22 protein-coding genes and 1 pseudogene are annotated in these 25,057 nt (G+C 50.4%); 8 read left to right on the top strand and 15 right to left on the bottom strand.

The window, feature by feature from the left end; genetic code table 11:
• Nucleotides 1-8 precede the first annotated feature (8 nt).
• The 8 genes from CRG97_RS10455 to CRG97_RS10420 all read right to left on the bottom strand — a co-directional run bounded on the left by CRG97_RS10455 (nucleotide 9) and on the right by CRG97_RS10420 (nucleotide 6,521).
• Entirely contained in the window at nucleotides 9-401 is a 393-nt protein-coding gene (locus tag CRG97_RS10455) for a DUF350 domain-containing protein (protein WP_098742897.1), read from the bottom strand.
• Nucleotides 398-1,069 (bottom strand): hypothetical protein, encoded by a 672-nt coding sequence (locus CRG97_RS10450; RefSeq protein WP_098742896.1) that lies wholly within the window; start codon nucleotides 1,067-1,069, stop codon nucleotides 398-400. Before CRG97_RS10450 ends, CRG97_RS10455 begins: the two co-directional genes overlap by 4 nt.
• On the bottom strand, nucleotides 1,070-2,269 hold the full coding sequence (locus tag CRG97_RS10445; protein WP_098742895.1) for a glutathionylspermidine synthase family protein: 1,200 nt from the start codon (nucleotides 2,267-2,269) through the stop codon (nucleotides 1,070-1,072). It lies immediately after the preceding gene.
• Nucleotides 2,266-2,946, bottom strand: coding sequence for a hypothetical protein (locus CRG97_RS10440; RefSeq protein WP_098742894.1), 681 nt, complete (start codon nucleotides 2,944-2,946; stop codon nucleotides 2,266-2,268). The genes CRG97_RS10445 and CRG97_RS10440 overlap by 4 nt, the downstream gene beginning before the upstream one ends.
• 24 nt (nucleotides 2,947-2,970) lie before the next feature.
• On the bottom strand, nucleotides 2,971-3,186 hold the full coding sequence (locus tag CRG97_RS10435; protein WP_098742893.1) for a hypothetical protein: 216 nt from the start codon (nucleotides 3,184-3,186) through the stop codon (nucleotides 2,971-2,973).
• 375 nt (nucleotides 3,187-3,561) lie between these two features.
• Nucleotides 3,562-3,801 carry a glutaredoxin family protein gene (locus CRG97_RS10430; protein ID WP_076320803.1) on the bottom strand — a complete coding sequence of 80 codons (240 nt, stop codon included), beginning with the start codon at nucleotides 3,799-3,801 and terminating at the stop codon, nucleotides 3,562-3,564.
• A gap of 23 nt (nucleotides 3,802-3,824) precedes the next feature.
• The gene (locus CRG97_RS10425) at nucleotides 3,825-4,697 is read right to left on the bottom strand and encodes a hypothetical protein (protein WP_098742892.1); all 873 of its coding nucleotides are present in this window, start codon (nucleotides 4,695-4,697) and stop codon (nucleotides 3,825-3,827) included.
• Nucleotides 4,698-4,889: 192 nt separating this feature from the next.
• Nucleotides 4,890-6,521, bottom strand: coding sequence for a cobyric acid synthase (locus CRG97_RS10420; protein WP_098743106.1), 1,632 nt, complete (start codon nucleotides 6,519-6,521; stop codon nucleotides 4,890-4,892).
• Nucleotides 6,522-6,885: 364 nt separating this feature from the next.
• Between CRG97_RS10420 and CRG97_RS10415 the strand changes: the two genes are divergently transcribed.
• Nucleotides 6,886-7,860 carry a hypothetical protein gene (locus CRG97_RS10415; protein WP_098742891.1) on the top strand — a complete coding sequence of 325 codons (975 nt, stop codon included), beginning with the start codon at nucleotides 6,886-6,888 and terminating at the stop codon, nucleotides 7,858-7,860.
• Here CRG97_RS10415 and CRG97_RS10410 read toward each other — a convergent pair.
• The 4 genes from CRG97_RS10410 to CRG97_RS10395 form a co-directional block, all read right to left on the bottom strand.
• A complete protein-coding gene (locus CRG97_RS10410; RefSeq protein WP_237566351.1) occupies nucleotides 7,855-8,940 on the bottom strand; it encodes a Gfo/Idh/MocA family protein in 1,086 nt (361 codons plus the stop codon). The two genes, CRG97_RS10415 and CRG97_RS10410, sit on opposite strands and share 6 nt — an antisense overlap.
• Before the next feature lie 351 nt (nucleotides 8,941-9,291).
• Entirely contained in the window at nucleotides 9,292-10,911 is a 1,620-nt protein-coding gene (locus CRG97_RS10405) for an extracellular solute-binding protein (protein ID WP_098742890.1), read from the bottom strand.
• A 44-nt stretch (nucleotides 10,912-10,955) separates the two neighbouring features.
• Nucleotides 10,956-11,876 (bottom strand): carbohydrate ABC transporter permease, encoded by a 921-nt coding sequence (locus CRG97_RS10400; protein WP_098742889.1) that lies wholly within the window; start codon nucleotides 11,874-11,876, stop codon nucleotides 10,956-10,958.
• A gap of 20 nt (nucleotides 11,877-11,896) precedes the next feature.
• On the bottom strand, nucleotides 11,897-12,826 hold the full coding sequence (locus tag CRG97_RS10395; RefSeq protein WP_098742888.1) for an ABC transporter permease: 930 nt from the start codon (nucleotides 12,824-12,826) through the stop codon (nucleotides 11,897-11,899).
• A gap of 314 nt (nucleotides 12,827-13,140) precedes the next feature.
• Between CRG97_RS10395 and CRG97_RS10390 the strand changes: the two genes are divergently transcribed.
• Both CRG97_RS10390 and CRG97_RS10385 read left to right on the top strand, forming a co-directional pair.
• Nucleotides 13,141-14,877: a sensor histidine kinase gene (locus CRG97_RS10390; RefSeq protein WP_098742887.1), complete on the top strand. Its 1,737-nt coding sequence runs from the start codon at nucleotides 13,141-13,143 to the stop codon at nucleotides 14,875-14,877.
• Nucleotides 14,874-16,496: a response regulator gene (locus CRG97_RS10385; RefSeq protein WP_098742886.1), complete on the top strand. Its 1,623-nt coding sequence runs from the start codon at nucleotides 14,874-14,876 to the stop codon at nucleotides 16,494-16,496. The genes CRG97_RS10390 and CRG97_RS10385 overlap by 4 nt, the downstream gene beginning before the upstream one ends.
• Nucleotides 16,497-16,636: 140 nt before the next feature.
• Here CRG97_RS10385 and CRG97_RS10380 read toward each other — a convergent pair whose 3' ends face one another.
• Entirely contained in the window at nucleotides 16,637-17,713 is a 1,077-nt protein-coding gene (locus CRG97_RS10380) for a Gfo/Idh/MocA family protein (protein ID WP_098742885.1), read from the bottom strand.
• Between the two features lie 222 nt (nucleotides 17,714-17,935).
• Nucleotides 17,936-18,082, bottom strand: a pseudogene (locus CRG97_RS10375) (D-ribose ABC transporter substrate-binding protein); the annotation flags it as partial.
• Nucleotides 18,083-18,191: 109 nt separating this feature from the next.
• Here CRG97_RS10375 and CRG97_RS10370 point away from each other — a divergent pair.
• From CRG97_RS10370 to CRG97_RS10350, 5 genes are all read left to right on the top strand, one after another.
• On the top strand, nucleotides 18,192-19,172 hold the full coding sequence (locus tag CRG97_RS10370) for a carbohydrate ABC transporter permease (protein ID WP_076320789.1): 981 nt from the start codon (nucleotides 18,192-18,194) through the stop codon (nucleotides 19,170-19,172).
• Complete coding sequence (locus tag CRG97_RS10365; RefSeq protein WP_098742884.1) at nucleotides 19,169-19,993, top strand: carbohydrate ABC transporter permease; 825 nt, start codon at nucleotides 19,169-19,171, stop codon at nucleotides 19,991-19,993. Before CRG97_RS10370 ends, CRG97_RS10365 begins: the two co-directional genes overlap by 4 nt.
• 124 nt (nucleotides 19,994-20,117) lie before the next feature.
• Nucleotides 20,118-21,479, top strand: a complete 1,362-nt coding sequence (locus CRG97_RS10360) for an ABC transporter substrate-binding protein (RefSeq protein ID WP_098742883.1) — start codon at nucleotides 20,118-20,120, stop codon at nucleotides 21,477-21,479.
• 242 nt (nucleotides 21,480-21,721) lie between these two features.
• Nucleotides 21,722-22,627 (top strand): arginase, encoded by a 906-nt coding sequence (gene rocF / locus CRG97_RS10355; protein ID WP_098743104.1) that lies wholly within the window; start codon nucleotides 21,722-21,724, stop codon nucleotides 22,625-22,627.
• Nucleotides 22,628-22,723: 96 nt separating this feature from the next.
• Nucleotides 22,724-23,914, top strand: coding sequence for an ornithine--oxo-acid transaminase (locus CRG97_RS10350; protein ID WP_098742882.1), 1,191 nt, complete (start codon nucleotides 22,724-22,726; stop codon nucleotides 23,912-23,914).
• A gap of 165 nt (nucleotides 23,915-24,079) precedes the next feature.
• On the opposite strand, the gene CRG97_RS10345 is transcribed toward CRG97_RS10350, so the two are convergent.
• Nucleotides 24,080-25,045, bottom strand: coding sequence for an arsenic resistance protein (locus CRG97_RS10345; RefSeq protein WP_098742881.1), 966 nt, complete (start codon nucleotides 25,043-25,045; stop codon nucleotides 24,080-24,082).
• Nucleotides 25,046-25,057 lie beyond the last annotated feature (12 nt).

Below are 25,057 nucleotides of genomic sequence, written 5' to 3'. Positions count from 1 at the left end.
CATTCGTTCTAAATAATCAGGCTGCTGATCGCAAAAGCCGTACCGATGAACACCATGGCAAGCAGGATGCCGATCGCTACGTTCCCCTTTTGCAGGTGCTCGGAAATTCGCAGACCCGGCGTAGCCAGCTCGAATACCCAATAGGCAACGATCAAGCATACATACCCGACGACAAACCACAGTATCATGTGCCAGATCGATGAATTCGTATACGCCGATATGCCCAGAATAATGGCTGTTGCCATAAACTTGCCGCCAAAGGCAAGACCAACCGCGACATTGCCTTTCTTCAGTTCTTCCATGTCGTTAAACCGGGTCATCCAGCTGAAAATCAACATACCCAGTAATTGAAGCACGATAATGCAGATTACACTTACTACAATATTAATGACGACCGTCAATCCGCCCACCCCCGAAATTTTGCATAGGCCAAGTCGTAATCGGCGAAATCATGCACTTCCTCCAATACAACATCAACCTTGTCCTTCTTTTCCATTGCGGCATAACGCTTCTCATCGATCGGCTGCTTGATCCGATTGCCCGTCGGCAGTTCGATGACAGCAAAGTGCCTGGTGTCCTTTTTATACGTTGTTTTATAAACCCCAACCAGCTTAACATCAGTTTTGACCGTGACTTTCAGGTTGGTTAAATCCGATTCTGCCGTCTTTTTGTCCTTGAACGACTTAAGGGTCTGCCAAGACGATAACCGGATATCATTGCGTTGATTCGCATCCGTGGTAAGCTCCGCATCCATGAATTGAAGCGTCCAAATTTTGTCCCCGGTAGCATAGTTGTTATCGTTCGGCAGGAGCTCGTTATCCGGCAGCACGGTCATATCGCCGCCAATCAAATCACCAACGGTTCCTTCAATGATCCGGTAGTCCCAAGGCACGCGAGCAGAGGTTGAAGATACTTCCTCCGATCCGGTATGAAATACCGTGGACCCATTGGAGCATGCACTCAGCGCCAAGATCATGAGGGATAATAGAAGTACCGCCAGAACGACCGGAGGTTTCCTCTTTCCCTTAGGAGCACCGCTATGCTGCCTTCTATCTTGTTTCAACTGCATTTATTTCACTCCCATTGCGATAAAATGGCTGGAATTACCCGTAATCAAACCGCCCGCCCGTCCCAGCAAACCGCAAGGGATGCCATTCAGGACGAACAATCCTGTCAGTAAATGAAAATGGCCTTCCGCCGTCTCGATGCGAGCCAGATCTGCCCTCCGCTGATAGACCGTCGGAAACATGACACTTGTATCATATCCGTCCTGATCCTCTACCTCGAGTTGTCCGGCCTGGTCGTACAGCTTGACAGAACCACCCTCGCGGCCGAACATCGACTTTGACACAAAATTACCGGAGAATACCGGTTTGTTGTAAGTGGGCAGCATATAATTGACGATGGCTTCCCGTTCTTTCTCATCGAACAAAAGACCCAGCTCATACATCCCCCACATGGCGGCAAGCAGTCCTTTGGATTGCAGTAAAATGCTGTGCGGCGAGTTGAACAGCTGCAGGCGTCCCGTCTCGATGGCATAAGCAAGCGCATCTCCGCCATCATCGACGGACATCCATTCCTTCGGGTATAGGGCAAACATCCTGTGAATCTCCCGGCCATCGCCGTCCTTCAGCATACCTTCGTCCACCCACAGATCAAGACAATCCACCAATCGGATATCCAGCCCGCTGTGCCGAACCAACGCTTCGATCGTCCCGGAGTCCTCTTTATGCTCGCCGTATGCGATGCAGGCGGCCGTATCCGGACGCTCTGCTCCCCACGCTTGTGCAATCAGCTCTTGCATCCGTTCGTTGGGAGAGACATTACCGGCCTGACGGCACATCCACGGCGTTGCAATGGAAGCCTCAACATAACCTGTAGGCGTGTCCGCATTCAGCTCCAGCAGCTTGATGCTGCCGTCATGGGCAATAGCAAAATCAAACCTGGCATACCGGCTGATCAATCCCTCTTCCGGCAGCGGACATTCATCCAGCATCTGCCACAGGATAGGCGGAATGCCAATCAAGCTGTATATATGATGATTGCGATGAATATAACGAACGGTTTTGTCCAGCATGGCCCATAATATCGCAGCTGCTTCTTCCAGCTCACGATAGGTCTCTTGACGTATGGTGACGATCTGGTCAATCCAGTAGGCTTCCCCTTCCAGATCCGCCCAGGTAAAGCCGAGCTCCGCGAGCTCCGATACCCGCCCATCCCGATTAGGGTCAGGCTGTCCCGATACGGTGAATACGCTGTCGTGACTCATCCTCCAAAACCGCCGGATCTGGAGCTGGATTTCGAACCCGAGGAACTGAACCCGCTGGATTTACCGCCGATGCCACCAGACTTAGACGACGTGGAGCGGCGCGTAATCGTACCCGACGATGAAGTGGAGGTTTTCGGGCGAACATTGGAGTTCACCACCGGTTTATTCTGGAACGTACCACTCGAATACGTGCGGGGTTTATAAGGCTTGCCGTTATTCGCATAATAACCGCGATGATTGTTGTACCATCCGCTGGATGAATAATAGGAACCATTGTTAAACAACATGTGATAGAGCAGTAAGTCATCCCAGCCGAAACCGGAATTGTACCCGCCATAGTTGTTGACAATCGTTGTTCCGCCGCCCGAACCTGATCCTGCAGCGGCTCCTTCTACCGGCTCTTCCTGGAATTTTTCCTCACTAGGAAACGGAATGTTCCAATCCACATTTTTGTCAAAATACTTCTTCACTTCTTCTGTCGACCAGGACACCAGCTGCGGCTCTTCGGATGAGGTAACCGCTTCCGAAGCAAGGTCTTTCGCTGCCGCGCCCGATACCAGAAATGCGTTCGCCAACAAGGCAATGCCCAGCGAGCTCGACAGGACCCGAATCGGTTTGCCTTCCGGCGTCAGCCATTTGGATGCAGGCTGATCTTTTTTGTCTTTTTCATTACTCAAGATGGTTTCTCCTTTCGGACAGGATTAATCGTTCCGCATCGGAACGAGCAGAAGCTCAAGTGTACCCGTGTCTACATTTAATCTGCCTTCAATCGTTTCATATTCCCGGCCACCAACAACGATATAATTCACATGCTCTAGTGCAGCAACCATGTTCATCGTCCATGACCGTTCTTCGATCTGCACCAGCTCACCGTCCGGCCTCTTTTCAAACAAAATAACGTTCATCCCATTATCCACTGTGTGTCTACCCCTTCCATCTAAGCAGTGAGTATTGATACGTGTTATATTCCGAATCGTTTCAAGAAATTTACAATGGGCTATCAACGCTTGCCACAGTGATCTTTTCCAAAAGACGCAACCCATATAATAACACCGCTACTGATTATTTACACCTGCGAATTACCATTAAAAAACTGATGAAAACGAACATTCTGGCCGTACAATACCTGATTATTTACGTTTTATATGGTGTAGCATCAAATTTCATGAACATCGTCTCCGAGTTGCAATTATGGCCATTGGTGCGGTGTGAAAATAGACGCACGTTAAAAGAAGCATAGATCCTCCCGCGGGAACGATCCATGCTTCTTCTTCATTTCCATGAACATTTATTTATTTAATCAGTTCCCGGATTTCCTGAAAGTTATCGGCAAATCCAATAAATACGTTGTCACCAATAACGATCGTAGGCACAATCTGTTTCCCCGTCAGCCGTCGCACTTCTTCCGGATATTCCGGGTTCTGCGTACAATCATACTCCGTATACGGAACCTCCTGCTCCTTGAAGTAACGCTTGGCATGATGGCAATCGCTGCAAGTCGGGATGGTGTAGATTTTTAATGGTTCTGTCATATCGATCACTCCTTCAACTGAAATTATTGTATCTCAACGACAAAAGGCACGGTTATCACTTCACCCTGATGCTGAAATTGTCCCCAGATTTTGTAGATACCGCTGTGGGGGAAGGTAGTAGCAAATTCCGCTTGGGGTCCTGTACTCTGCTCGTCCAGGGGATGCACATGGATGTACTGCTCGGCGTCTGCGGACAGAATGACAACGTGCCCGACTGCACCCAGGTAAGGCTCCAGGTTGCTGATGCCTTGCTTCGTCTGCGCATCCTGAATATGATAGGTGAGCACAACCTCTTCATTCGATAAAGTATTGCTTAAACTCAGCTCAATTTCCTTGCCGTTTACTTGTTTGATCAGGCTGGAATCCGGTTGAATCGCCGAAGGTTTCCCTGCTTCTCCCTCAATCTGAACCCATTCGCTAAGCGTGGTCCCTCCAGCACCCTTAGGCACAAAATCTGCGAACAATTTATACTCGCCGCCAGCCGGGAATGTGGTGTTCACGGTAAATACGCCTTTCTCCTTGTAATCCGGATGAATATGGTTGAAGAAGGACAAATCGCGATTCACTATGATCAGATGCAGGAGTTTCTCATGATTGACATCAAAATCCTGGACAGGTCCACCGTCTTTATCCGTAATTTGGATCGTCAGCTCAGATTCGGCGCCTGCTCTTGCCGGTTCATTCCATGTAAATGCAGCGTTGTAATGATCTGAGGCCGTTTCATGACCGCCAGCGTGTTCACTGTGCCCGTTCGTTTCCTGGCTTTCGCTTTCCTTTTCATGGTTTCCGCCATGACCGCCCGTATCAGGGGCCTGCTTCGCGTTATCGCATGCTGTCAACAATCCAAAAGCAAGTATGCCCGTTAAGGTTAGTATGGTGCCCTTCCTATTCAACATGGGCTATCACTCCAATCATGGGATATACTGCAAGATGAATTTTCATCCGCCTCTATATTTAGTATACCCCCCTATCCTATAATTAATCAACTTTTTTCTTTTCGCTCCACGCAAATAACACCATGCCATGTGCATGGTGTTATCTTCCTATTCATCATTATTACCCGAATGGTCGGATGCATTCCTTGTATCTCAATGCATATACCCGATGATTTCATATATTTTTTTCATATCCACATGATTACGAACGACGTCCGCTATACGGTCAAATTCCGCGAATTTGCGTTCTTCTGCTTTGAACGTTTCCGGAATTGGAATCAGCCCCTTCTTCATCCGAATGCCGTTCAGCCAGGACCTGCGGAAGACATCATTGTCAAACAAGCCATGCAAATAGCTTCCCCATATGCGGCCATCAGAAGTAGCAATCCCTTCAAGGTGCGGCTGAATATCTTCTATTGCCTTTAAAGAATCTGTGCCATCTGCTTCAATCGAAAAAAGCGGGCGGTGTCCTGAGCCGTCAGACACGGCGCTCCATTCGGTCACGCCCATATGGATTTCATAGGCCGTAATCGTCGAATCGACCTCTGTATCCGATATAACGAACCTCAGCGGATGTTGCTGTAATAATTCCCCCTTCACCCGAACCGTCCTTTTATGCTTTAAAAAAGAAGTCCGAATCGGCAGCAGGCCGAGCCCCTTCGCCTCCCGAACGCTGCCTTCGACCGCATGCGGATCCGACAGCTGCTCGCCCAACATTTGATATCCTCCGCAGATGCCAACCAACTGCACATCCCGCTGCTGCGTCAGCCTTAAAATCTCATCGGCCAGGCCCCGATCCTGAAGGAACCCGAGGTCACTGATCGTATCCTTGGTGCCAGGCAAAATAATGACGTCCGGCGTGCCAAGTTCATCCACCGATTGAACGAAACGAACGACAACATCCGGCTCCCAGCGCAGCGTTTCAACATCCGTAAAATTCGAAATACGCGGATACCGGATCACGACAATATCGAGGTCGCGTTGTTCCTGTCTCTGATATTGAAGCTCATCCAGCACAACCGAATCCTCGGCCTCGATTCGCATGTCCTGAATATAAGGGAGTACGCCCAGCACGGGAATCCCTGTCCGCTCTTCAAGCCAGTCCAGTCCCGGCTGAAGCAGCGCCAGATCCCCACGGAACTTGTTAATGATGAACCCTTTGACCCTGGCCGTCTCATGGGGCTCAAGCAGTTCAAGCGTACCTACAATGGAAGCGAACACGCCGCCGCGATCGATATCCGCAACCAGAATAACCGGCGAATCCGCCCATCCCGCCAAATTCATGTTAACAATGTCCCGATCCTTAAGATTGACCTCCGCCGGACTTCCCGCGCCCTCCATGACAACGATATCGTAGCTCTCCCGTAGTCGATCCAGTGCATCCAGCACAATCTCTTTGGCCTTCGGCAGGAACTGCGTCCGGTAATCCATCGCACTCATCTGCATGTGGGGAACGCCGTGGACCACGATTTGCGAATGCATGTCCTTTATCGGCTTGATCAGGATCGGATTCATGTCCGTTGTTGCGGCAATGCCGCAGGCTTCAGCCTGTACGCCCTGTGCTCTGCCGATCTCTTTGCCATCCAGCGTCACGTAGGAATTAAGAGCCATATTTTGCGATTTGTATGGAGCTGTGCGATAACCGTCCTGTAGAAATATGCGACATAGCGCCGTCGTTACAATGCTCTTGCCCACGTCCGAGGCCGTGCCCTGCAGCATAAGTACCGCTCCCTGCCCCTTCCTGATCTTCGTGGGTGTATCCCTTATGTATTGCGTTTCATTCATCTTCTTCACCCTTTTCCCTGACTTAAACCGCTTGCTCACATCATTATAGCAAAACCATCGCATCGCTAAAGGAGTTCTTCTCGCATGAAATCCAGATTAATATGCTTGAACTTGGTCTGGCCGAAATGTTAACTATATAGAATAAGGAATCCTAAGGACATGGGACATAAAAAAACAAGCCGATCCGGATGGATCGGCTTGTTTGGTGACACTATGACTGTAAAGTCAAATACTGCCTAGCAATGCTCTTAAGGGATAATATTTTCAAAATGGGGGATATATTCATCCAACAATATACTTTTTTATCTAATATTGTATTATCTTGGATAGGTGACTAGAGTTGGTTAAGGGAGGAACTGATTGAATGGTAATGCATTTCTCCAATATTAGCAACATCTATATTCATGTCAAATGGTTTACGGACAACTTTGAATGGGTCCCCCTGCCCTTTCCGCGTATCGTTACGCTGACGTTCCTGTTTTGGTTAGCGTTTACATTGTTGATCCTATTACTCACCTGCGCCTTTCACGATCCCTTGGGTAAGATGAGGCCCGTCATGAAAATTCACCAATGGCTGCACAGACTAAGGCCCCATACCGAAGTCATTCTGCGCATAGGGCTGGCCATCGGCCTGGTGCTGCAGCTTCTGAGCGGCTCTTACCTGGCACCCGAGTTCAAAACCAATTCCATGTGGATTATCCTCGGTCTCTCCGCCGCCGCAGCCTGCCTGCTCTATAAACGCACATTGCCGGTGAGCGGTGCCATCCTATTCTTGCTCTATCTACAAGCTTCATTAACCTACGGCATTTTTCATTCCATCGATTATTTAATCTATCTCGGTATTGTATATTATCTGTTTGTGTGCGGCACTCCAATAAAAAGAACGGCTGCTCCCGTCATGTATATATGCACGGGCATGTCCCTTGCTTGGCTTGCCATGGAAAAACTGACCATCCCCGAGCTCGCTTGCACCGTAATGGGCAGCTACGGACTTCCTACCTTCGGATTTACCATTGAGCATTTCGTCATGATCAGCGCTTTTGTCGAAATTGGACTGGCGTGGGCATTTATCGTGGGCATCATGAGCCGATTCACCGCTCTGCTGGTATCTGGCATTTTTATTATGACAAGCCTTGTATTCGGTTACAAAGAAGTCATTGGCCATACGATCATTCACACGGTACTGATCTTATTCCTAATCGAAGGTACGGGTGAGCTTAAAACTCCATTTCAATTCCACCGCTCCGCGTTCCTTCGCGGATTATTTGTAAGCGTTAACTTTTGCCTGTTTCTGTTCACTTTGATGGCGCTGTATATCTGGATGGGCAAGACGTTATGACAAACTCTGGATTCGTTGGCCCGTATTTCGAAGCTCTACCACCGCCTTGGTCTCGCTTGCTCTAACGACCGCATCCAGCACCTCTTGATTCCGGTATCCGTCCATAAACCCGGGGACTCCATCGGCAGGCGTCCCCCGCAATATCGCGGCAAAATCGGCATACTGCTTGACCTTGCAATGCTGCGGCACTTCCATGGTCGTTCTAGCCAGCTGCCCGGGCTCTTCTTCGCGAATCCATACCACCCGTTCCGGGTCCAATGTGCTGGCATGGACCGTGCCATGATCGCCGTAAATGGACACCTCATGCTGGTTGCTTGAACCGAACGCATTGCGTGATGTCTGGAACACGCCCATCATGCCATCGGCCATCCGTGCCTGAAAGCTGGCAAAATCATCAACTTCGATCTTGGCCATCGCTCCCGTTACCGGGTCCCTACGTTCTGGAATGATGGTATGTAGCTGGGCCGTAATTTCTTCAAATTCTCCAAACAGAAATCGGGCCATATCGATCATATGCGAACCCAAATCTCCCAGGGTCCCCGTCCCTGTGATGGCTTTGTTGTATCTCCACATGTAGGGAACCTGCTGGTTCGGCACGCCAAACCCTTGCAAATACTGAATAGAGAAGTGACGGATCGTCCCGAGTTTGCCTGTACGGATGAGTTCCCTGGCATAACGAAAAGCCGGCGTATAACGGTATGTAAAGCCAATCATAGCCGGAACGGGCAACTTCTCATATAACTCCAGCAAGGGGATGGCCTCTTCGAGCACTCGCGTAAATGGTTTTTCCGTCAAAAAAGGTTTGCCCGCTTGCAAGCATGCGCTGATAATATCCGCGTGCACGTTGTTAGGCGTAACCGAAATGACGGCATCGACGTCAGGATCCTCAATTAAATCCTTAAAGTCCGCATAGCGCTTGCCACCCTCAATCCCCAGCTGATGGCCTACTCTGTCCACGGCTTCGCCATTGACGTCGCTCACGGCCACAAATTGATACGTATTCTCTTCATTCATCCAGCGGATGTGCTCCTGCGCCATTCCACCCAGACCAATTAAGCCGATTCGAAATTTGTTCATCATCGAAACACTCCTTGTTTATAAATCTATCTATCACTAGGATGTTGCTCGTGTAGATTTTAGGGATGAACCGAAACTCATCACTGCGCATGCGGATTGTTTTTCCGATCCCTGTTACCCCCGGATTTTTTCGGAATGAAATGAATAATTGTTGAAATCCGGGGATAGCATATGCTTTCGTTGCGAGCTTTCCGATGGAAAGCTTTCAGGGGAACGCTTCGCTTCTCCAAAACAATTCCGCCTTCTCCGTTGAAGCTGATCGTATAAAATAAATCACAGTTTCGTCATCGTTCGAAATGTTACTGCCCCGCAGCGTGTCGATCTGCAGGGCAGTCAGATGTAACATAGCAGTCACTATTTCACGCTGATATACCGCTGATAGGCTTCCTTGCGGATTTGTACCAGCCGCTCAAGGCCCATATCGTTCAGCTGCTTGACGTAAGCGTCCCATTCCGCATCGATATTGCCTTCGGATATCCACTTCGCGCGGGTGGTGCCGACATAACCGTCGATATCCGTTGTCAGCGTAGGCAGCTCCTGGAATTCTTCGGCGCTGTACATCACGTTCGGGAACGGCGTCGTTACATAATCGCTGCCCAACTTGTCGATGACCAGCTTCAAACCGTCGCCCGTGGTCTCATCCAGTATGATGTTTTTCTCGAAGCTCGGGCTTACGTACTTGGGACCGAAATCCCTTACGGATTGCTCCCAGTACCACGCATCCGCACTCGTGCCTTCCGGCGGACTCATGAGCGTAAACGTTCCGTCGTCGTTCTTCTGAATCACCGTGCCGATGGCGCCCCAGAAATTTTGGATGCTCGCTTCATTGGTGTAGAACTGGTCCGCGAAGCGAGCCGAAATTTCCGGATACTTGTTCGACGTGGTGATAAGGAACTCGTTTCTCCGCAGGCTCATGCCTTGCGGCTCGCCGCCCTGATACCTGTTTCCGTCAGGTCCGGCGATGGACGGAATCGCAATATATTGATCCTTCCATTTCCCGAACACCGCATCCGGCACCCATTGGTTTGAGAAACCGATCAGCGCCGCATCCGGATTCTGATGCTTCGCCGTGGACATGGTGCTGTCCTGCGTGAAGATCTCCTGGTCGATCAGGCCTTCCGAATACAGCTTATGTGCCCACTTGATCGCTTCCTTGTAGTTCTCCGTCACCGGGTAGAACACGGGCTCGTTATCGATGACCATCATGCTGTTTCCGTTGATGTCCGTGATCCCGAACGGGTTCAACAGGTCGATGCTGATGTTCCCCGATCCGCTGACCGGAATTTCGTCGGCCTTGCCATTGCCGTTCGGATCCTGTTCTTTAAACGCCTTGAACACCTCGTACAGCTCGTCTGTGTTGTCCGGAATGTCCAACCCAAGTTGATCGAGCCATGTTTTGTTAATGATCGGCTGGATCGATGCTTTCGGCCTTGACGGCAGCCGCGCCGGCAAGGAGTAGATTTTCCCGTCGGGGAATGTGCTCATCTTCTTCATCTCGGGCGTTTCTTCCAGCGCCGCTTTCAGGTTCGGCATGTATTGATCGATGTAGTCATCCAGCGGGCGGAAATACGACAGGTTGTTCACGATGTCGGAATCGCTGAATACGATATCGCCGAAAATAATATCCGGCAGCGTACCGCTGGCCAGCATGATCGATTTTTGCTCGCCCCAGTCATTGGAGGACATGATTTGCCAATTGATTTTGACATTGGTCTCCTTCTCTAAATCCTTGAGCCACTGGTTCTGGAGGAATGTATCCCCCATGTTGCCCCAGCGAACCGTCAGTACGTCCAGCGTTATCGGCTCATTGACAATCGGCAGACCTTCTTTGTTAAAAGCCGCTTCGGCATCCGTCGTGGTGTCATTGCTCTTGCCGCCGCTGCAGCCCGCCAAGTTTAGCAGCAGGATTACGGCCAATATGATGGCGGCAGCCAGCTTCAGACGATGTCTCCTCATTGCCTTATTTGTTCCCATTCAACCATTCCCCCAATTATTATTTTTAATAGATCCATCCGGCTTTACGACTTCACGGCTCCGATCATCACCCCCTGATTGAAATACTTCTGCACGAACGGGTAGACGCACATGATCGGTACCGTTGCGACGATAATGACCGCATAACGCATAATATTGGCGAGTCGCAGCGCTATGGCCGCGGCCTCTCCGGTACCCATGGCGGACTGCATCTGGTTGGTGACCAGAATATTTCGCAGAATGAGCTGCAGCGGGTACAGGTTCGTATCTTTTAAATAGATCAGGGCATTGAAATAGGAGTTCCAATGACCCACGGCCGTCCACAAGGCAATGACCGAGATGACTGCTTTCGATAGCGGAATTACGATGGTCATGAAATATCTCAGATTTCCGCAGCCATCAAGCTGAGCCGCCTCCCATAAATCCTCCGGAATGCTGCTCTGGAAAAAAGTCCGTGCCACAATGATGTTAAAGGCGGCAACCGAGAACGGCAGCACCATGACAAGAAACGTATCGTACAGATGGAAATCGCGGATCGTCATAAAGGTCGGAATCAAACCGCCATTAAAAAACATCGTAAAAATAAAGAGCAGCGATATATATTTGCGACCTACGAGATCTTTTCGCGAGAGCGCGTAAGCTGCAGAAATATTAACCACCAAGCCGATGGCGGTACCTACAATCGTATACACAATCGTGTTTCGGTACCCAATCCATATATTAGAGTGCTTCAGCAATTCTTGATAGCCTGCCAGCGTAAAATCCTCAGGCCACAGCCATACCTGTCCATTCGCAACCGCGGCCGGCTCGCTGAACGAAGCGATGATGATGAAGTACAGCGGATAAATTAACACGATCAGCATCAAGACGGCGAATACATACAGGCCGATTTCCAGCACCCTGTCGGAAGATCGGGTATTCCTCTGCCTTGGCGCCGTCTTCTCTCTTATTTCCACTACGCCCATAGAACCCTTCCTCTCTTGCGTTACCACAAACTGTTCTCGCTATATTTTTTCGAAATCTGGTTGACCAGAATCAACAGAACAAAATTAATGACCGTATTAAACAGATTGATCGCCGACGAGAAGCTGAATTGGCTGCTCAGCATGCCGATTTTGTACACATACGTGGAGATGACCTCGCTGGAGGTAATATTGAGACTGTTTTGCATGAGATAAACCTTCTCGAAGCCGACACCAAGCAAGCTGCCGATCCGCAAAATGAGCAGGGTCACGACCGTTGGCATCAGCATCGGGATATCGATAAACCGGATTTTTTGCCACCGGCTTGCCCCGTCCATCGTGGCCGCTTCGTACAAGCTGGGGCTCACCGCAGATAACGCCGCGATATAGATAATGCTGTCCCAGCCCGTATGCTGCCACACATCCGACCATACATACACACTGCTGAACAAGCCGGCCGATCCCATCAGGTTCGGCGCTTCCGCACCGAATAGACGGAATATATTCCCGATCAATCCCGAGCCCGGCGAGAACAGAATCAGCATGAGTCCGACCATCACGACCGTGGATATAAAATGCGGCATATAGGTTACCGTCTGGAAGAAGCGCTTGAACCAATTCTGGCGCATTTGATTGACCATCAGTGCAAGCATGATTGGAATCGGGAACGTCGCAACGCTGTATAAGCTGATTACAATCGTGTTGGTGATCGTTGTCGAGAATTGATAGGAGTTAAAAAACTTCTCAAAATACTTCAGACCCGCCCATGGACTGTCCATAATCCCGAGGGCGGGACTGTAGTCCTTAAATGCGATCAAGATCCCGTACATCGGTACGTAAGAAAATAACAAAACCAGCACAACCGCAGGCAGCAGCAGCAAATACAGGCCCCAGTTCTTTTTGATCCGCCCGAGGGTTGGGTGCGTGGTTCTATTCAGTTGGCCTGCTTTCAAATCGATTCCCCTTTCTGTTCGCGTCGTCGTAATCCGGCATGTCGCGTAAGCAACTCAAGTATACTTCCGCCCGGAATCGTTATTTGGACCTCATCATGCGTTATTCGGACCTTCGCCTTGTCCCCCTTCAAGGAATCCTCGATTTCCATATACAAGCATGCTATTATCCGGACTTTACGATGTGGTATCCGGACTTTATGGAAGATGCCCGAGCGTTAGCTCCTGTTTTTTTCGTCCTTTCCCTTTATAATGATCAGTACCACTATTAAAACGCTTTCATGATTAGGCGAATTGAAAGGAATCACGGTATCCCTATGGTTAAAGCACTGAATAACAAGCCCTATCCCATCCGCCACTATGTGAAAATCATGCTCTTTATCTCGATTTTTGCCCTCGTGGTGGATCTCGTGATCAGCTTCGCTTCCATCTTCATCGTGAAGCAGCAATCGACCCGATATCTGCAGGATACGGCGAATCTGTACATCAGGCAGATCAATCATGACTTCTCCTACATCAACCACTATATGGGCTGGACACTGGCGAATGATGAGAGCGTTAAGATCATGGATACCCCCGGCACCGATTACGTGGATTACATCAAGTCAAGCGAAAGAGTGCATAAACGGTTTAACGAGCTTCAAAAAAACTACGGCCAGGAATACAACTTCTTCTTCTATTTAAAGGAACAGGATTTTTTTCAGAACTATGCACCCATGTCCCTGTCATATACAGAGTTCCTGGAACTCAAGCAACAGATCGTCTCCCTCACGGATTCCAAAAACGTATACGAAACGTTCTACTCCAACTGGAATCCGATCCTTGTTCAGAACACGCATTACATCATCAACATCGTTCCTTACCACAACCGGTATCTGATCTGTCTCATCTCCGCTGACGATCTGATCCGGCCGCTCCAGCAGCTGGATTTGGGCCAGGATGGTTACGTCTCTCTGGTGGATCATCAAGGGGCAGCCCTTTCGAGCGCCGTTATCGGCGAGCCGGGAGCCAAGATCGAAGCTGCCAAGGCCTCCCCCTTTAGTCTGTCACAGCCCCGGACAACGGTCACTGAGGGATTCTCGAACGCCTCCTTCAACGTGCAGCTGGTCATCCAGTTCGGCATATTTGAGACCATTATGATCGCCCAGCTCCTCATTATGCTGCTGTTTGTTATACTGACGTGCACGCTCAGCGTGGTTATGCTGTATTTCAAGAAGAAGGTGTTAAAGCCGATTCAGAATTTCTCGGAAAACGTAAGGCGCATCCATGAGGATAGCGAGAATCTGGATTTCATGAGCAGCGAGATCATCGAGCTCGAGCAGGTCAACTCCCAATTCAAACATCTGATCGAACAGATCAAGAAGTTTAAAATCGATATTTACGAGCAGCAGCTGGATAAACAGAGAATCCAGCTGGATTATATGAAGCTGCAGATCAACCCCCATTTTTTCCTGAACTGCTTGACGAACATCTACAGCATGGCGCAAATGCAGATGTTTAAGGAAATCGAATATATGTCGCTGTCCACGTCCAAATACTTTCGTTACATCTTTCAAAGCGGAGATAATGTCGTACGGCTGGAAGACGAAATCGAGCATGTCCGGATTTACTTGGAGATTCAGAAGCACCGTTATCGCGATGCCTTTTCTTATCGTATTGATTTTGAAGAGGAGTTGACCGGTCTCACCATTCCACCACTCGTGCTCCAGACCTTTATCGAAAACGCGGTGAAATACGCCGTATCCCGAGATCATGAGCTGCAAATTCGATTGGACGTTAGCCTACGGATGGAGGGGGATAAAACTTACATGGTCATCCGGATATCCGATACCGGACCCGGGTTTCCCGCAGAAGTATTGGACAAATTGGCAGCTCGCAAACCACTCGATCAAAGCGAAGGAAAACACATCGGGATCATGAACACCCTTCAGCGGCTGGAGCTGCTCTATCATCGCCGGGCGCATGTGGAATTTTCGAACCCGGAAGAGGGCGGCGCTTGCGTCAGATTAACGCTTCCACAACCCGTGCAGGAACGGAGAGGAGAAATTCAATGAACGTATTGCTAGTTGATGATGATTATTTTGTCGTGGCCGCACTGGAGAAGAAAATCGATTGGAAGGCACTTTCGATCGAACAGGTCCATACCGCTTACAGCGTTGCGCAGGCAAGGGATATACTGCAGCAGCATTCGGTCCAGATCCTCATCTGCGATATCGAAATGCCGCAAGGCAGCGGACTCGAGCTTCTCGCCTGGATACGCGAGGAACAATACGGCATTCAGACGATATTTCTGACGAATTACGCTGATTTCAACTATGCGCAGAAAGCCATTGAGCTGCAAAGCTTTGACTATTTTCTAAAGCCGATTGAATTCGATAAGCTTAGCCTCATCATCTCCAAGGCCGCCTATAAAGCAAAGGAACAGCAAAGCGATCAGGAAGCGATACAGGACGGACAGCTGTGGAAAAAAAATCAAAAAAAGCTCCAGGAGCATTTTTGGAGCAAGCTGATAAAAGAAAGGAAAGCTTCTTCGGACCGGGCCGCCATCGCAGGATATATCACGGAACAGAAACTCTCCTATGAGATGTCGGATCTATTTCTTCCTGTGCTCATCACTATTTTTCCGCATGATCAAAGTTTGGGTAAAGAAGACAAAGACCTGTTTGATTATGCGTTTCTCAACGTGCTGTCCGAATTGTTCCAGGACCCGCTTTTCACGGTTGAAGCCGCTATGGAATATAAGGATTACAATTGGATGGTCATGCTGAAATGGAATCATCCTCCTGACTCCCGCGTCATGGAATACATCTGCACGTCGTTCATTGAAAAAGCCAATCAATTTCTCCGAAGCGATGCTTCCTGCAGCATATCGATTTCGGTGGCGTTGGAGGAGATCAATAAGTCCATTCGGATGCTGCTGCAAATGAATGAGGATATGATCAAAAAGCGGAATCAGATTGTTTTTCTGGAGCGCCATTCCCTGCAAGAAGCCACGTACACCCCTCCCCCGCTGCAAGACTGGGAAGTCCTTCTCAGCGGGAACAATCCGGCTGGGTTTCTGGCAGAAACCCGCAAATACTTGCAAAACCTAGCCAAGAATGGCGTCTACAATGCTTCGGTGCTGCGATTATTCCGCTTGGATATCGTGCAGCTGGTGTATTCTTATCTGAAGGGCAAAGAGATCCAGGCTCATAAGCTGTATACCGGCAAAACCAATGACCAGCTGTTCCTGCAATCCTTGAACTCGATTGAAGATATGGAGAAATATACGGAATATCTCGTCAGCACGGCAGCAGAATATCATGCCTACGCCGACCATTCGCATACCGTGGTGGAGGAGATCAAGCATTATATTGGGGGCCATTACGGGGATGAGCTGACGCGAACGAGCCTGGCGGAAATCGTCTATCTCAACCCGGATTATTTGGCCCGCGTGTTCAAGAAAGAGACAGGCGTCTCTTTGGGGACTTACATCATTCAGTCCCGCATCAAGGCGGCCAAGCATCTGCTGGAATCGACTCCATTGTCGGTGTACCAGATTGCGGCAAAGGTGGGGTACGCCAACTATTCCTATTTCTCAAAGCTGTTCAAGCAGGATACGGGCTGGTCGCCCAGTGACTACAGGCGGGTGCTGCAAAGCGGGAGCAGCGGCAAGGTTGATCATGCGAAATAACATCACACTTTCGACGAGTTTCGAGACTTGCTGTCAGCAACCACAATATGAAAAATAAAAAGTACCGCAGCCTCAAGCCTAATTTGCTTGGCAGCCGCGGTACTTTTTCTATGATCATAATGAGTGCTAATCTGTATAGATTACGCAGGGTAAATATCGAAATCCTTCAGCGTTTCCCCTGTTCGGGCCGATTCAAACACCGCTTCGATCAGGTTCAGGACGCGCAGCACTTCCTCGTTCTTCACAATCGGTTCTGCCTCGCCTTGGATCACGGCCGCAAAGTTATCGAAGAAGCTGCTGGATTGACGGTATGGCTCTGGCAGTGCTCCAGTAATGGTAGCTTCTTCGGAAGGAGGGGCCATCGTTTTGGTCAAGCCTACCCCGGCTTGAATCGGCTTCGGCTCCACCTTCACGGCATCCTGGTTCCGGGTAACGACTCTTCCGTTTAACGACCAGTCCTCAATAATACCGGTTCCCTCGGTTCCTTTGACGTACCAGCGAGGCAGCGTTATGAAATTGGTCGTTCCCACTTCAATCAGAACGGATACGCCGTTCTCAAATTCAATGGTCGATTCAAAACCGTCATCGACCTCATCACCGAGAATAAAGCTCAAGCGACTGCTCAGGCTGGTCATTCGGCTGTCTACCATGAACAGGACCTGGTCAAGAAGATGCACGCCCCAGTCCAGCAGCATGCCGCCACCGTGGGCTTCCAGATGACGCCAGTCGCCCGGTATGCCATTCGCCCCGTGCACCCTGGATTCAATTCGGAACAGGTCGCCTATCGTTTTCTCATTGTACATTTGTTTAATGGTCAGGAAATCCTCGTCCCAGCGGCGGTTCTGGTGAACCATCAGTACCCGGCCAGCAGCATCGGCCGCAGCCACCATCTCTTTGAAGTCACTGACGGACAATGTTACCGGCTTCTCGCAGATGACATGCTTACCGGCTTTAAATGCCTGAAGCGCCAGTTCCTTGTGCACGTCATTAGGCGTTGCAATGAGCACCACGTCAACCGCAGCATCGTTTAGTACCTGTTCATAGCTTTCGTAGGCAGGATACCCGTCTTGCTGGGATACCTCCCGGCGATCTTCCAAAATATCGTAGGTTCCCGTAACCTCAAGAAATGCATTGTCCTTAATCAGCTTGGCATGGTAGCTGCCCATTCCGCCATAACCTACGATCACGATTGCATGTTTTCTTTTCTCCATCATCATAGTCACATAGCTCCTTTATCACATCTAAGAAGTAACCGCATACACATCCATTATAATATAATATGCGAAATAACTGTCCTCTTTTAACGATATTGTATTCCCGCCGTTATCGCAAGGCTGTGAGTTACTTCGCATCCTGTAAGAAATGATCAATATATTTCCCGGAAAAAAAGCGTTACCCTGCTACTATCGCAAAAGGTAACGCTTCTAAATCATGCTAGATTACTCCTTCACCACCAATTTCAATGGTGCGGCGATATTCTCTTCCACCTCTTTGCCCTGGAGCACGTCTTTGGCTGCCCCGACGGCAAGCTGACCGATCAGCTCCGGCTGCTGGGCTACGGTAGCCGTCAGGTTGCCGGCAGTAACTAACATGCCCAGCAATAAATTACGGTATTCTTACAAAAACCTTTACTGGAGTTTACATCCGGCTCCTATACTCAATACCTGTAAGGCCAAGCAGGAAAGTGAGGTAAACATGATTATGGAAAAAGAATTTATGCTTCCTTCTCCGGGTCATTCTCTGACACCGCCGGTCAGCGAAGCTGAGCCTTCAACAGCGGCGAAACCGATCTCTATCAAGAAAACAAGACGCAGGGAAATCATGCTCGCTTATGCATGTCTAGCACCTTCGCTGCTCATTTTCGGTCTGTTTCTGTTTTATCCGCTGCTCAAATCCGTCTATCTGAGCTTGTTCCTGACCGATCCTCAAGGCCGGGTAGCCGAATTCGTAGGGTTCGATAATTTCAAGGAGATACTAGCCTCCGAGATGTTTTATACCAGTTTCGGCAACACACTGCTGTTTATCGTACTGACGGTCCCGACCGGCATGGCAGCCGCCATACTGCTCGCAGCCCTGACGCACAATAAACTGAAAGGCATGAAAATATTCCGTTTTATATTCTCGCTGCCCATGGCCGTGTCCGTCGGTACCGGCTCGATGATCTGGATGATCCTCTACCATCCGACTATGGGCATGCTGAATTATTTCCTGTCGCAACTCGGCACGCAGCCCATCCAATGGCTGACCGATCCGAAATGGGCCATGATCTCCGTTGCCATTATGACAGTCTGGATGAATCTTGGGTTTAATTACATCCTGATGCTGAGCGGCATGCAGGGCGTATCCGAGGATATCTACGACAGCACCAAGATTGACGGCTCCGGTCCGTTAAGAACCTTCTTCCGGATTACGATGCCGCTGATCTCCCCTACGTTATTCTTCACATCCGTCGTGTCAGTTATTGGCGCCTTCCAAGCGTTTGGACAGATCAACATCCTGACCAAGGGAGGTCCGATGAACAGCACCAACGTTATCGTGTTCAATATCTATCAGGATGCATTCGTCAACTTCCGCTTCGGTATCGGCAGTGCGCAAGCACTCATCCTGTTTGCGATCATTCTGCTGCTGACCGTCTTTCAATTTAAATTCGTGGAGAAGAAGGTGCATTACCAATGAACATGCGTCTCATGCCCAAAAGCTTCATCTACTTCGCGCTGCTGCTCTGTTCGCTGGTCGTTGCCTTTCCGCTTCTATACACCTTGTCGACATCGCTTATGAGCGAGGCTGAATCGGCCGTTTATCCTCCGCCTCTGCTTCCGGAAACCATCAATCTGTCCAATTTCGCCAAGGTGATCGATACGATCCCTGTCCTTACCTTTATCGGAAACAGCCTGGTCGTCTCCATTGCCATCATGGTCGGGCAGATCGTGACCGCAAGCCTGGCGGCATACGCCTTTGCCTTCCTCCGGTTCCCGGGAAAAACACTGCTGTTCAGCCTCTTTCTCGCCACCATGATGATCCCGTGGGAAGTGATCATGATCCCGAACTATCTGACGGTCAAAAGCTTGAATTGGCTCGATACCTACCAAGGGCTTATCGTTCCATTTCTGGCAACCGCCTTCGGAACCTTCCTGCTCAGACAAGCCTTTCTGCAGCTGCCGAAGGAGCTGTTTGAAGCGGCCCGCGTGGACGGCTGCGGCCATGTCCGGATTTTTCTGAGCATGGTGGTGCCGTTATCCGTACCTGGAATTGCCACGCTGGGCGTGTACTCGTTCCTGAACAATTGGAACATGTACCTGTGGCCGCTCTTGACCACCAACCGCGTAGAGATGCGTACCGTTCAGATCGGGATTGGCATGCTGCAGTTCGAAGAAATGAATTCGTGGAATTTGATTCTGTCCGGCGTACTCCTTCTGCTGCTTCCTTCCCTGCTGCTGCTTGCACTCGGTTTGAAGCCGCTTGTCCGCGGCATCACGGCAGGCGCGTTGAAGGGCTAATCGCCATATTAGTCGGACTATAATGAATCAGCCTTGCGTGCCGGTTATCGATAAGAAACGGGCCGCGCAATTTCTGATAGATCAAACCATACTTTATTTTCAAAAAGGGAGAGATTAACCGATCATGAAACGTTTTGGTAAAAGGTCCTTCGCGCTGCTCCTGCTTTCCTGCTTCATGCTGATCAGCGCCGCTTGCAGCAATACGCCAGCCGCTGGAGAAACGACCGTTGCCGCCGGCAGCGAACCGGCCAAAGAACCTGTTAAGGTCGTATGGTGGCATTCCATGAGCGGTGAGCTCGGGACCGTCGCGGACAAGCTGATCTCCGATTTTAATGCGGCCCACAAGGATATTCAGGTAGAGGGCGTGTTTCAAGGAACGTACGATGAAAGCTTGAACAAGCTGAAGGCTTCCTTGGGATCGAACAGCGGCCCGACCATGATTCAGGTGTACGAAATCGGCAGTCGTTTCATGATGGACACCAAGGCGATCCGTCCGGTTCAGGACTTCATGGATGCTGAAGCATACGACATTTCCTCCTTGGAACCGAATATTAAAAATTACTATACATTCGACAACCAATTGTATTCGATGCCATTTAACTCCTCCAACCCGATCCTTTACTACAACAAGGATGCCTTTAAAGCGGCCGGACTGGATCCGGAAAATCCTCCAAAAACCTACGAAGAGGTAGCCGAAGCGGCCAAGGCGCTAACGAAAGGCGGCCAAGCCGGCGCATCCTTTGCGATCTACGGCTGGTTCATGGAGCAATTCCTTGCGAACCAAGGCGTTGAGCTGCTGAACAACGGCAACGGCCGCACTTCCCCGGCAACCGCTTCGCAAGTCAACAACGGCGCTGCCGTGAAGACGCTGGAATGGTGGAAGCAAATGCTGGACGATAAAGTTCTGCTGAACCTGGGACGTAAAACGGATGACACCAAAAAAGCTTTTGCAGCCGGCCAAATCGCCATGACGCTGGACTCCACGGCTTCGCTCCGCGGTATCGTCAGCGCAGCGGAAGGCAAATTCGAAGTCGGCACAGCTTTCCTTCCAAAGCCTGCTGACGGCGGCGAAGGCGGCGTTATTATCGGCGGTGCAAGCCTGTGGCTGATGAACAACAAATCGGAAGAAGAACAGCAGGCAGCCTGGGAATTCATGAAATATTTGGCCGAGCCGCAAACGCAAGCCTACTGGCATATCAACACGGGTTACTTCCCAGTAACGACAAAAGCTTACGAAGAGGCCCTCGTGAAAGAAAATCTGGAGAAATATCCGCAATTCCAGACGGCCGTGGACCAATTGCATCAAACGAAAGCCAATCTGGCAACACAGGGCGCTGTCATGGGCGTATTCCCTGAAGCCCGCCAGCTGACGGAAACAGCAATCGAAGAAGTGCTGAACGGCAAAAAAACGGCGCAGGAAGCACTGGACAAAGCCGCCCAGGAGATTAGCTCCAAGATCGAAACCTATAATAAAACGGTGAAATAAACGTCGATCGACGTACTTTCTCGGAAGACAGACCGCATATACTGTCATATATGAACGATTTGCAACCCTTGATCCAGGATCATAAGGCCCCCTGCGGTGCCCTGTGAATCATGCATCAAGGGTATTTTTCTGATGGCAGCTTCACCTCAACTTTCCATATTGGATCAGCTTGTATAGGGGTTTGCCCAAGTCACTTAGCCGGGCTCCTGAATACACTGTTACAAAGTGGAGGTGAACCTATGATGAGAAATCTTCCGTCCACCGTAACCATCGTCCCGGTGCCGTTTGACCGGGGTGCTACCCGCCGCGGCGCAAGCCAGGGACCGAATGCGATTTTCGGAGCCGGCTTGAAACGTAAGCTTGACATGCTCGGTGTATCCTACCAGGTCGATGACCTTGCTGGACTCCCCGAACACAAGGATGAAACGCACCATCCTCAATTAAAACATCTGAAAGAAGTCATAACGATTAACGAGCAGCTCGCAGCTCATGTGTCTGCCCTGGCACAATCGGGCGTCTTCCCGCTTGTCCTTGGCGGTGACCATAGCATTGCAATCGGCACGCTAGCCGGGCTTACCCGGCACTATCAAAGCCTGGGCGTCATCTGGATTGATGCCCACTCCGATCTCAATACGCCGGATACAACTCCAAGCGGCAATATCCACGGCATGTCGCTGGCTGTCAGCTTGGGAAGAGGCGATGCGCGGCTAACATCGATCGGCGGCGTAAAATCAACGATCAAGCCGGAGCATGTGGTGCTCATTGGCGCGCGTTCCCTCGATCAGGGCGAACGGGATTTCATCCGCCGGGAAGGCATTACCTGCTTCACGATGCAGGACATCGACCGCATGGGCATGTTCCGAGTCATGAAGGAGGCTATCCGAATAGCGTCAACGGGCACGGATGGCGTTCACCTCTCCTTCGATATCGATAGTGTCGATCCGAAAATCGCACCTGGAACGGGAACGCCGGTTCAGGGCGGACTCAGTTACCGGGAAGCGCATCTGGCCATGGAGATGCTGTCGGAATCCGCTATTCTGACCTCGGCCGAATTCGTGGAGAACAACCCTCTGCTGGACCGCGGACAGACAACGTCCCGGCTGCTTGTCGGCTTAATCGGCTCCATGCTGGGCGAAAGCATCTTGTGACACGTCCTCATGCTTGATTATGAGAGGCCTTTTTTGGCGCGGTATCCGATGCCAGCCGCCGGTTAGGTTTCTTAAGACTCCCAAGGAGGTAACGCTATGGACCCTTCAAACCCGCATATCGAGAAAGCCGAGAGGTACGGCGCGAGAAACTACCACCCGCTACCCATCGTCATTGCCGAAGCGGCAGGCATCCATGTGACGGATTCAGATGGCAAACGGTACATCGATATGTTAAGCGCCTACTCAGCGCTGAATGCAGGTCATTGTCATCCCCGAATAATCGGCGCTTTAAAGGAACAAGCAGATAAGGTGACGCTGACTTCGCGCGCATTCCATCATGATCAACTGGGCGAGTTTTACGAGAAGCTGTCTGCTTTCACCCATAAAGACATGATCCTTCCCATGAATACGGGGGCCGAGGCTGTTGAGACGGCGCTCAAGGCAGCACGCCGCTATGCTTACCGGAAGAAAGGCATACCGGCCAATCAGGCTGAAATCATCGTCTGCGAAGGTAATTTCCACGGCCGCACGATCACCGTTACCTCCTTCTCCTCATCCAGCGAATATCGGGAAGACTTCGGCCCGTTCACGCCGGGCTTCAAAGTAATCCCCTATGGCGACCTGGAAGCGCTGAAGCAGGCCATCTCACCGAATACGGCCGCCTTTCTTGTAGAGCCGATCCAGGGAGAATCCGGTATCGTCATCCCTCCTGACGGATACCTTAGCGGCGCAATGGAGCTGTGCAAGCAGCATCGCGTTCTTCTGCTCGCGGACGAAATCCAAACCGGTTTCGGCAGGACTGGAAAACGTTTTGCCTGCGACTGGGAGGATGTCGTGCCGGATATGTACATCCTCGGAAAAGCGCTGGGCGGCGGCGTTTTCCCCGTCTCTGCCGTGGCGGCGGACGCCGATATTCTCGGTGTATTCGAGCCGGGGTCCCACGGCTCCACCTTCGGCGGGAATCCGCTCGGCTGCGCGGTGGCCATCGCTTCCATGGATGTGTTCATAGAGGAAGGGCTCGAAGACAACTCCCTGGAGCTCGGCGACTATTTTCTTCAGCAGCTTCGATCCATTCGGCATCCCGATATTCAGGAAGTGCGCGGCAGGGGCCTATTCATCGGCATGGAACTGAAGGTACCAGCCAGAACCTACTGCGAGACACTAAAGGATCTCGGTTTGCTCTGCAAAGAAACCCATGAATCCATTATCCGTTTCGCCCCTCCGCTCATCATCACCAGAACGGAACTGGACCAGGCCGTTGGGATCGTAAGGCAGGCGTTTGCGTGACGATTCACTGCCGTGCTTGCACAAAAAAACAGTTTGTTCACCCCCTGGCTCAAATAACAACGGGTGCGACAAACTGTTTTTCTGGTTCCTCTCTCACTCAGGCTTTGCAGCTTATCCTGATACTGCGATTCACCGTGCCACTTTCATGATAGGGCCTGAGCACAGTTATTTAATCGACTTCGCCTTCATTCTTCTTGATAGAAGCAGCAGCTGAGAGACAACAGCAAGCACGGGCAGTTCGATCAGCGGTCCGATAACCAGGGCAAGGGCAATGACCGGCTGTTCCGGAAAGGTCGTCACGGCGATCGCGAGAGCCACCGGGGAGTTCCGGGCAATGATTGTTAAATGGAGGCTAACCGAATCCTCGTAAGAGAAACGCAGCATTCTGCCCACTACGCTGCCCAGCATGTAATTCATCATAAAATAAATCAAGATCGGAACAATGAGAATATAAATCATGTCCATATGATTCAATAAGTATGACCCTTGAGACGCAAACATCGCGACAATGGCAAGACATAGAAAGACAATCTGTGCCCGGCCAAAAAATGGCATCACCTTGTGCTCCAGTGCCTCTTTCTTCGCTCTCAGCAAGAAACGGGTGAGATGTGCAAGAGTGAACGGAACTACAAGCACAAGCAGCACGCTTTCGACCAGCGTTCCCAGCGATATCGTTTCGATCGTACCGGAGAACAAGAGCAAATATAGCGGAAGCAGCAGCACCTGGAGGATCAGATTAAAGGGCAGCACCGATGTTGACAAGGGCACGTTCCCCTTGGCAATCGAGGTAAATACCAAATACCAGTCGGTACATGGGGTCACCATCAACATAATGAATCCGATCCATAGCGCCGGGTGATCCGACAGAAAGACAGCACCGAGTCCCCAAGCAAGCAGCGGCGTCCAGATAAAATTAATGGCGGTGCTCGCCCCCAGAAACTTGATATTCTTGAACGCCTCTCTTAACTGCTGCAGCGGTATCGTCAAGAACAATCCATACAACATCAGCAGCAAAAAAGGAACGATCCCGTAGTCTGCATATTCCGAAACAATCGGAAGCTGCCCCAATAACAGCCCGATCGCCACCGCGCCCATGATGACCAAAGTTTGAAGTTTCTCTATAAGTCCCATCCCGCACCCCTT

The sequence above is a fragment of the Paenibacillus sp. EZ-K15 genome (assembly GCF_002573715.1).
Classification (GTDB): domain Bacteria; phylum Bacillota; class Bacilli; order Paenibacillales; family Paenibacillaceae; genus Paenibacillus_AQ.
The sequence above is the reverse complement of the archived record's forward strand: the minus strand, read 5'-3'. Positions and strand labels throughout refer to the sequence as shown.